We start from the raw sequence: 8,083 nt of genomic DNA on the forward strand, positions 1-8,083 counted from the left end.
CTGCTGGAGGCCGAAAAGCCCACGATGACCAATGGTTTCGTGGCTGGCATCGCCCACCTAGCTACTCACCCGAGTTTGCCTGGCCGCGACCTGTCATCCATGCGGCGCGGAAACCTGTACCCGATCATGGCGCCCGACGTGCGGCCGGCCGACCCCGAGTTGCGGCACACCATGCTCGGCATGACCGAAGCCGGCAGTGTGATCACGATCAGCGAGGACGAATCCGACCAACCGGAGCATCGGCGCGGATCGTTCGGCAAGCCGGCACCGGGCTTCGAAACCAAGATCGTCGACGGCGAGCTGTGCATCCGAGGCCCGTTCGTGATGCAGCGCTACTACAAACGCAGCCGCGAGGAGTGCTTCGATGCCGACGCGTGGTTTCACACCGGTGATCTCGTCCGCACCGATGCCGACGGTTTCGTGTACTTCATCGGCCGCAAAGGCGCAATGATCAAGACCGCCGGCGCCAACGTGGCACCCGCCGAGGTGGAGCGTGCGATCGCCAAGGTGACCGGCGGAACCGTCGCGCACGTGCTCGGGCTCCCGGATCCCCAGCGTGGACAGGTGGTCGCCGCGGTCGTCGTCCGCGACAAACATGCCGAGTTCGACGAGCTCGGGCTGCGTGAGCGGCTCAAAGACGAACTGTCGGCCTACAAGATCCCGAAACGGTTTGCGGCCGTTGCGTCTTCCGATATTCCGTTGCTCTCCAGCGGCAAGGTCGACCTCGCTGCGCTCGCGAAGGTGTTCAATGCCTGACACCATCGACCAGCTGGTCAGAATGCGCGCGGAACGGCACGGTGACAAGCCGATGGTCATTGATCCGGCGTCGCGGATCAGCTACGCCGACCTTGACGAAAGCACCAGGGCCATGGCCGCCGCGTTCATCGAGGCCCGTGTCGGCAAGGGCACCCGGGTCGGCCTGATCATGCCGAACTGTGTGCAGTGGGTGCAGATCGCGTTGGCGCTCACCCGCATCGGCGCCGTCCTGGTTCCGCTGAGCACCTTGCTGAAGCCGCCGGAGCTCGCGTCTCAGCTTCGGGCTGCCTCCGTTCAGGTTCTGATCGCGGTCGATGAGTTCCGCGGCCATCGCTACCTCGACGGCCTGGCGGACGCGGTGAATAGCCCGGAACTGCCTGCGCTGCGGGAGGTCTGGACCCCCGACCAGTTGGTCGCCGCGCACAACGATCCTGTGGTCGACGCGGTGGCCGCGGCGGTCACGCCGAGCGACACGCTGGTGATCATGTTCACGTCGGGTAGCAGTGGGCCACCGAAGGGCGTAATCCACTCGCACTCCAACGCGCTGGCCGCCGTGCGATCGGGCCTCGCGGCACGTTGCATCGACTCCGATACGCGGCTGTACCTGCCTATGCCGTTCTTCTGGGTCGGCGGGTTCGGCAGCGGCGTGCTGTCTGCCCTGCTGGCGGGCGCCACGCTCGTCACCGAGCAGATCCCGCGGCCGGAAACGACGCTGCCACTGCTGGAACGCGAGCGGGTGACGCTGTTTCGCGGCTGGCCCGACCAGGCCGAGGCCTTGGCCCGCCAATCCCGCTCTGTCGGAGCCGATTTGTCCGCGCTTCGGCCGGGCAGCCTCGACGCGCTGCTGCCAGCCGAGCAGCGCGCGGCACCGGGAGCGCGGGCGAAGTTGTTCGGGATGACCGAGTCGTTCGGCCCCTACTGCGGCTATCCCGCAGATACCGACATGCCGCGATCGGCGTGGGGAAGTTGCGGCAAGCCGTTCGACGGCATGGAAGTCCGGATCGTCGACCCCGACACCGGTCAGCCGGTTCCCACAGGAACAATCGGCATGATCCAGATCCGCGGACCGCACACGTTGCGCGGTATGTGCCGGCGCAGCCGCGAAGATCTGTTCACGCCCGACGGCTACTACCCCACCGGCGATCTCGGACACCTCGACGGCGACGGGTTCATGTTCTACCACGGCCGATCCGACGACATGTTCAAGGTCAGCGGCGCCACCGTCTACCCAAGTGAAGTGGAGCAGGCGCTGCGGACCATCGACGGTGTCGAGAACGCGTTCGTCACCGAGGTCTCCGGCGCGGTGGGTGCCGTCGTGGTATCCGACAGCACAGTTGAACACCTACACGCCGAGGCGCGGAAGCGACTGAGCTCCTTCAAGGTTCCGACGGTGTGGCGGGTGGTCAACTCCGACGACGACATTCCGCGCGGGACCACGGGCAAGGTCGACGTCCGCAGGCTGCGCGCATTACTCGCCGAGCAGATTAGCTGACCACACCGCGCTGCGTGAGATGGTCGATCAGCGGCGCAGCACCATCGGCGAGGTGCTCGGACATCGCTGTGCGAGCAAGGTTTTCGTCGCGTGCCTCGAGTGCGGCCAACACCTTTCGATGGTGTCCGGTCGAAAGATCGGACCAACCCGCTATTGTCGGAAACACCGATTCGGGGGCGTAGCGGGTGATCTGCGACATCAGCTGGGCCAGTTTGGGCGAGTCCGCGGCGACATTGATCGCCTTGTGAAACTCGTGGTTGAGGCGGACAGCCTGTTCACCGTCATCGGCCGCGTACGCGTCTTCGAGCTCGGTCTGAATCTTCTCGAGTTCCCGCAACTGATCGTCGGTGATGTTGGCCGCGGCCCGCGCGGCAAGCTCACCACCGATATAAGCCTGCACGTTGGACACGTCGGTGAGGTCACGGGACGTCACAGGAACCACCACAAATCCGCGCCGGGGTTGCTGAGAGAGAAGACCTTCTGCGCTCAGCACGAACAGCGCCTCACGCACCGGCGTGACACTGACACCGAGTTCGGCCGCCAACTGGTCCAGCCTGATGTACTGCCCGGCCGCATAAGTGCCGTCGAAGATGCGTCTGCGGACAAAGCCTGCGACATCCTCGGCCAGCTGCGGGCGCGGAGCGAAATCGGCTGCGATCATCATCAGATCCGGTAGTCGGCGAGCAGTCGCTTGCTGATGATGTTCTTCTGGATCTCACTGGTGCCCTCGCCGATGAGCAGGAAGGGTGCATCGCGCATCAGTCGCTCGATCTCGTACTCCTTGGAGTAGCCGTATCCGCCGTGGATCCGGAAGCTCTGCTGTGTCACCTCGGAGCAGAATTCGCTTGCCAGATACTTGGCCATCCCCGCCGCGACGTCGTTGCGCTCGCCGGAGTCCTTCAACCGCGCTGCGTTCACCATCATGAGATGGGCCGCCTCGACTTTGGTTGCCATCTCAGCCAACTGGAATGCGATCGCCTGGTGCTCGGCGATCGGCTTGCCAAAAGTGTGGCGCTGTTGTGCGTAGCGCGCCGCCAACTCGAACGCTCGGATGCCGACCCCGCACGCCCGTGCGGATACGTTGACGCGGCCCACTTCGACTCCGTCCATCATCTGGAAGAAGCCCTGCCCGGGCGCCTCGCCGAGGACGTCGTCGGCGTCGGCGACGTAACCGTCGAAGATCAGCTCGGTGGTGTCGATACCCTTGTAGCCGAGCTTGTCGATCTTGCCGGGGATGGTCAGCCCCGGCACGACTTCACCAAAGCCAACGGGCTTTTCGACGAGGAACGCCGTCAAGTTGCGGTGCGGCTTGTCGGCGCCCTCGTCGGTGCGCACCAATGCGGCCACCAACGTCGAGCTTCCGCCGTTGGTCAGCCACATCTTCTGACCGTCGATGGTGTAGGTGCCGTCGCCGTTTCGTTTGGCCCGGGTGCGGATCGCGGCGACATCAGAGCCGAGTTCGGGCTCCGACATCGAAAACGCGCCGCGCGTCTCGCCGGTCGCCATCCGTGTCAGGTACTTCTGCTTCTGCGCGTCGGTGCCGTGCTGACGGATCATGTAGGCGACGATGAAATGCGTGTTGATCACGCCGGAGACGCTCATCCACCCGCGCGCGAGCTCCTCGACGCACAACGCATAGGTGAGCAGGGACTCCCCTAGCCCGCCGTACTCCTCCGGAATCATCAGCCCGAACAGGCCCATGTCCTTCATCGCATCGACGATGGCCTGCGGGTAGGTGTCGCTGTGCTCGAGTTCCTGCGCGGTCGGGATAACCTCTTTGTCGACGAATTGGCGTACCGTGGCGACGATTTCGGTCTGAAACTCCGTCAGGCCCAGCGTTTGGGCAAGCTTTGTCATGCGCGATCCCGCTCCGCTTCTCGCTTGGTCATGCGCCCACTCTTTCGAACACCGCGGCCAGGCCCTGCCCGCCACCGATGCACATCGTTTCCAGGCCGTAGCGGACGCCCCGGCGGTTCAGCTCACGTGCCAACGTGGCGAGCATCCGCCCGCCGGTCGCACCGACCGGGTGGCCGAGCGAGATGCCCGAACCGTGCACGTTCGTGCGGTCGAGGTCGGCCGCGGTGAACTTCCACTCCCGCATCACCGCGAGCGCCTGGGCAGCGAACGCCTCATTCAGCTCGATCAGGTCGATATCGCTCAGCGCAAGTCCTGCTTTGCCGAGCGCGGCCTCGGTCGCGGGCACCGGACCGATCCCCATGATGTTGGGCGCGACACCGGCCGACGCCCACGAGACCATGCGGACCAGCGGCGTCAGGCCGAGTTCCTCGGCCTTCTCCGATGTCGTGACGACGCACATGGAGGCGGCGTCGTTCTGGCCGCTGGAATTACCCGCGGTGACCGTCGACTCCGGATCATCCGCCAGCAGAACGGGTTTCAGCTTGCTCAACGACTCAACGGTGGTGTCGGCACGCGGGTGTTCGTCGGTGTCGATCAGCTCCTCGCCTTGGCGCGTTCGCACCGTGACACCGATGATCTCCTCGGCGAGAATCCCGTCCTTGCCGGCCGCCACCGCCCTTTGATGGGACGTCACCGCGAGTTCGTCCTGCTCCTGGCGCGAGATCGTGTATTGCCTGCGAAGGTTCTCCGCTGTCTCAAGCATTCCGCCCGGCACCGGATAGTGCTGCCCGCCCGCGGTGGTACGGCCCCTGGCGAGCCCGTCATGCACCTTGACGCCGCCGCGGGCACCTCCCCAGCGCATGTCGGTGGAGTAGAAGGCCACATTGCTCATGCTCTCGGCGCCGCCGGCGATCACAACGTCGTTGTCGCCGTTCGCAACTTGCAGGCAGGCCTGAATGACGGCTTGCAGCCCCGACCCGCATCGGCGGTCGACCTGCATACCGGGAACGGTGACCGGTAGTCCAGCATCCAACGCGACCACGCGCCCGATCGCGGGCGCCTCGCTGTTGGGATAGCAGTGTCCGAGGATGACGTCTTGCACTGCGCCAGGGTCGATTCCGGTGCGCACCAACAGCCCCTTGAGCGCGGCCACGCCGAGGTCGACAGCGGTCAGCGATTTGAACATGCCGCCGTAGCGACCGATGGGTGTCCGGACAGGTTCGCAGATCACCGCGTCGCGCATCAGGTGTGCCTCCCGCCGGTGACCTCGAGGACGGTGCCGGTCATGTACGACGACAGATCGCTGGCGAGGAACAAGGCCACTTTGGCCACCTCCTCCGGTTCACCGGCTCGGCCCATCGGCACCTCGGCCAGCTTCTGATCCCAAATGTGTTGTGGCATGGCCTCGGTCATCGCGGACCTGATCAGTCCCGGTTGGATCGCGTTCACCCGCACACCGAGATGGGCGAGTTCCTTGGCGGCGGCCTTGGTCAGGCCGACGATGCCCGCCTTGGCCGCCGAGTAGTTCGTCTGCCCGATCAAGCCGACCTTGCCCGAGATCGACGACATGTTCACGATGGCGCCGCGCTTGTTCTCGCGCATGATGGCGGCGGCCGCCTTCGTGCCGTTCCAGGTTCCCTTCAGGTGCACCGCGATGACCTGATCGAATTGCTCTTCGGTCATCTTGCGCATCGTGGCGTCGCGGGTGATCCCGGCGTTGTTGACCATGATGTCCAGGCCGCCGAACCGTTCGACGGCGGCGCCAACCAGCGCATCGACCTCGTCTGCGGACGTCACGTCGCAGCGCATGGCCAGCGCGACATCCTGACCGCCAAGTTGTTTGGCCGCCGCCTCGGTGGCCGCGAGGTCCAGATCGCCGAGCACCACGCGCGCGCCCTCCGCGATGAACCGCTCCGCAATGGCCAACCCCAGACCCTGGGCTCCGCCGGTTACGACCGCCGTCTGACCGGTCAGCAATGACACCTGATCACCCCTCTTCACTGGTCAGGCCCACACAGGGGGCCCATCAATCGAACATCATATTTCATATATGATTTCTCGGATCCGCGGGCTTGCGAGCTAGGCCCACGTGAGCAGACGTCAAGGACCGCATTTCCGCGGCCACGGGCACCGACTCGCCAAGAGGAGCATCTGCCGATGACCACCGCCGAAGTCAGTGATGAGGACTTCCAGGAGATCCTGGCCCAGACCCGTCACTTCGTCCGCACCGCGGTCGTACCGCGCGAGCAGGAGATTCTGGCCGACGACAAGGTTCCTGACGACCTGCGCGAGCAGGCCAAGAAGATGGGCCTGTTCGGCTATGCGATTCCGCAGGAGTGGGGTGGGTTGGGCCTGAACTTGGCTCAAGACGTCGAATTGGCAATGGAACTCGGCTACACATCGCTGGCATTGCGGTCGATGTTCGGCACCAACAACGGCATCGCCGGCCAGGTGCTCGTCGGCTTCGGTACCGATGAGCAGAAGGCGCGGTGGCTCGAGCCGATGGCAACGGGCGACGTCGTCGCATCCTTCGCGCTGACCGAGCCCGGCGCGGGCTCCAATCCTTCGGGACTGCGCACCAAAGCCGTTCGCGACAGCTCGGGAGATGGCGACGACTGGATCATCACCGGTCAGAAGCGCTTCATCACCAACGCGCCGACTGCCGACCTGTTCATCGTCTTCGCGCGCACCCGCCCCGCCGACGACGAGGGCGCGGGCATCGCGGTGTTCCTGGTGCCCGCCGACGCGGCAGGTGTGGCGGTCGGCGCCAAGGACGCCAAGATGGGCCAAGAGGGCGCGTGGACAGCCGATGTCAGCTTCGACGACGTCCGCGTGCCGGTCGGTGCACTCGTCGGCGGGAGCGAAGACATCGGATATCGGGCCGCGATGATCTCGTTGGCGCGGGGCCGCGTCCACATCGCCGCCATAGCCGTCGGAACGGCTCAACGGGCGCTCGACGAATCCGTCGCATACGCCGCCACCGCAACCCAAGGCGGCACAGCGATCGGGAACTTCCAGTTGGTGCAGGCGATGATCGCCGACCAGCAGACCGGCGTGCTGGCCGGGCGCGCCCTGGTCCGCGACACCGCACGGATGTGGGTCAGCGGCGAGGACCGCAGGGTTGCCCCATCGGCAGCCAAACTGTTCTGCACCGAAATGGTGGGCCAGGTAGCCGATCTCGCGGTGCAGATTCACGGCGGCAGCGGCTACATGCGCGAGGTACCCGTCGAGCGGATCTACCGCGACGTCCGGCTACTGCGGTTATACGAGGGAACCAGCGAAATACAGCGACTCATCATCGGATCGAATCTCGTGAAGGCGGCACAGAAATGAGTGGACGGCTCACCGGCAAGGTCGCCTTCATCACCGGTGCGGCGCGCGGGCAGGGTCGTGCGCATGCGGTGCGGATGGCCAACGAGGGCGCCGACATCATCGCCGTGGACATCGCAGGCAAGTTGCCGCAGTGCGTTCCGTACGATCCCGCGACTCCCGATGACCTCGCTGAAACCGTGCGGCTCGTCGAGGCCACCGGTCGCCGCATCCTGGACTCGGTCGTCGACATCCGCGACGTCGACGGACTTCAGGAGGCCGTGACCAAGGGCGTCGCGGAGTTCGGTCGGCTCGACATCATCGTCGCCAATGCCGGTGTGTCGGCTCCGCAGGTGTGGAGCGAAATCACGCCCGAGGATTTCCGCGACGTCATGGACATCAACGTGACCGGCACCTGGAACACCGTGATGGCAGGAGCGCAGAAAATCATCGACGGCGGACGCGGCGGCTCGATCATCCTGATCAGCTCCGCGGCCGGGCTCAAGATGCAGCCGTTCATGGTGCACTACACCGCCAGCAAGCACGCCGTCACCGGCATGGCGCGCGCGTTCGCCGCCGAACTGGGCAGGCACTCCATCCGCGTCAACAGCGTGCACCCGGGAGCGGTCAACACGCTCATGGGAAGTGGCGACATGATCGGCTCGTTGG

General features: G+C 65.4%; 8 protein-coding genes. 4 read left to right on the plus strand and 4 right to left on the minus strand.

All coding sequences use genetic code 11. From position 1 onward, the window contains the following. The coding region (locus VFH65_RS21025) for an ANL family adenylate-forming protein (RefSeq protein WP_353323984.1) at positions 1-756 on the plus strand (756 nt) is incomplete at its 5' end. Next, a complete protein-coding gene (locus VFH65_RS21030; protein WP_353323985.1) occupies positions 749-2,248 on the plus strand; it encodes a class I adenylate-forming enzyme family protein in 1,500 nt (499 codons plus the stop codon). The genes VFH65_RS21025 and VFH65_RS21030, both read left to right, overlap by 8 nt. On the opposite strand, the gene VFH65_RS21035 is transcribed toward VFH65_RS21030, so the two are convergent. From VFH65_RS21035 to fabG, 4 genes are read right to left on the minus strand one after another with little or no spacing between them, the layout of a single operon-like run. Then, positions 2,241-2,909 (minus strand): GntR family transcriptional regulator, encoded by a 669-nt coding sequence (locus tag VFH65_RS21035; protein WP_353323986.1) that lies wholly within the window; start codon positions 2,907-2,909, stop codon positions 2,241-2,243. The genes VFH65_RS21030 and VFH65_RS21035 overlap by 8 nt on opposite strands. Before the next feature lie 2 nt (positions 2,910-2,911). Continuing rightward, positions 2,912-4,105 carry an acyl-CoA dehydrogenase family protein gene (locus VFH65_RS21040; protein WP_353323987.1) on the minus strand — a complete coding sequence of 398 codons (1,194 nt, stop codon included), beginning with the start codon at positions 4,103-4,105 and terminating at the stop codon, positions 2,912-2,914. Positions 4,106-4,133: 28 nt separating this feature from the next. Beyond that, positions 4,134-5,348 (minus strand): acetyl-CoA C-acetyltransferase, encoded by a 1,215-nt coding sequence (locus VFH65_RS21045; RefSeq protein ID WP_353323988.1) that lies wholly within the window; start codon positions 5,346-5,348, stop codon positions 4,134-4,136. After that, positions 5,348-6,088 carry a 3-oxoacyl-ACP reductase FabG gene (gene fabG / locus VFH65_RS21050; RefSeq protein WP_353323989.1) on the minus strand — a complete coding sequence of 247 codons (741 nt, stop codon included), beginning with the start codon at positions 6,086-6,088 and terminating at the stop codon, positions 5,348-5,350. The genes VFH65_RS21045 and fabG overlap by 1 nt, the downstream gene beginning before the upstream one ends. Before the next feature lie 174 nt (positions 6,089-6,262). Between fabG and VFH65_RS21055 the strand changes: the two genes are divergently transcribed. Together VFH65_RS21055 and VFH65_RS21060 are read left to right on the plus strand one after the other, a co-directional pair. After that, the gene (locus tag VFH65_RS21055) at positions 6,263-7,438 is read left to right on the plus strand and encodes an acyl-CoA dehydrogenase family protein (protein WP_353323990.1); all 1,176 of its coding nucleotides are present in this window, start codon (positions 6,263-6,265) and stop codon (positions 7,436-7,438) included. Continuing rightward, the coding region (locus tag VFH65_RS21060) for a mycofactocin-coupled SDR family oxidoreductase (RefSeq protein ID WP_353323991.1) at positions 7,435-8,083 on the plus strand (649 nt) is incomplete at its 3' end. The genes VFH65_RS21055 and VFH65_RS21060, both read left to right, overlap by 4 nt.

The organism is Mycobacterium sp. (assembly GCF_035697385.1).
GTDB lineage: Bacteria > Actinomycetota > Actinomycetes > Mycobacteriales > Mycobacteriaceae > Mycobacterium.

Coding starts and splice junctions, on each gene's coding strand:
- VFH65_RS21030 (WP_353323985.1), top strand. CDS start 749: ATGCCTGACACCATCGACCAGCTGGTCAGAATGCGCGCGGAACGGCAC.
- VFH65_RS21035 (WP_353323986.1), bottom strand. CDS start 2,909: ATGATCGCAGCCGATTTCGCTCCGCGCCCGCAGCTGGCCGAGGATGTC.
- VFH65_RS21040 (WP_353323987.1), bottom strand. CDS start 4,105: ATGACAAAGCTTGCCCAAACGCTGGGCCTGACGGAGTTTCAGACCGAA.
- VFH65_RS21045 (WP_353323988.1), bottom strand. CDS start 5,348: ATGCGCGACGCGGTGATCTGCGAACCTGTCCGGACACCCATCGGTCGC.
- VFH65_RS21055 (WP_353323990.1), top strand. CDS start 6,263: ATGACCACCGCCGAAGTCAGTGATGAGGACTTCCAGGAGATCCTGGCC.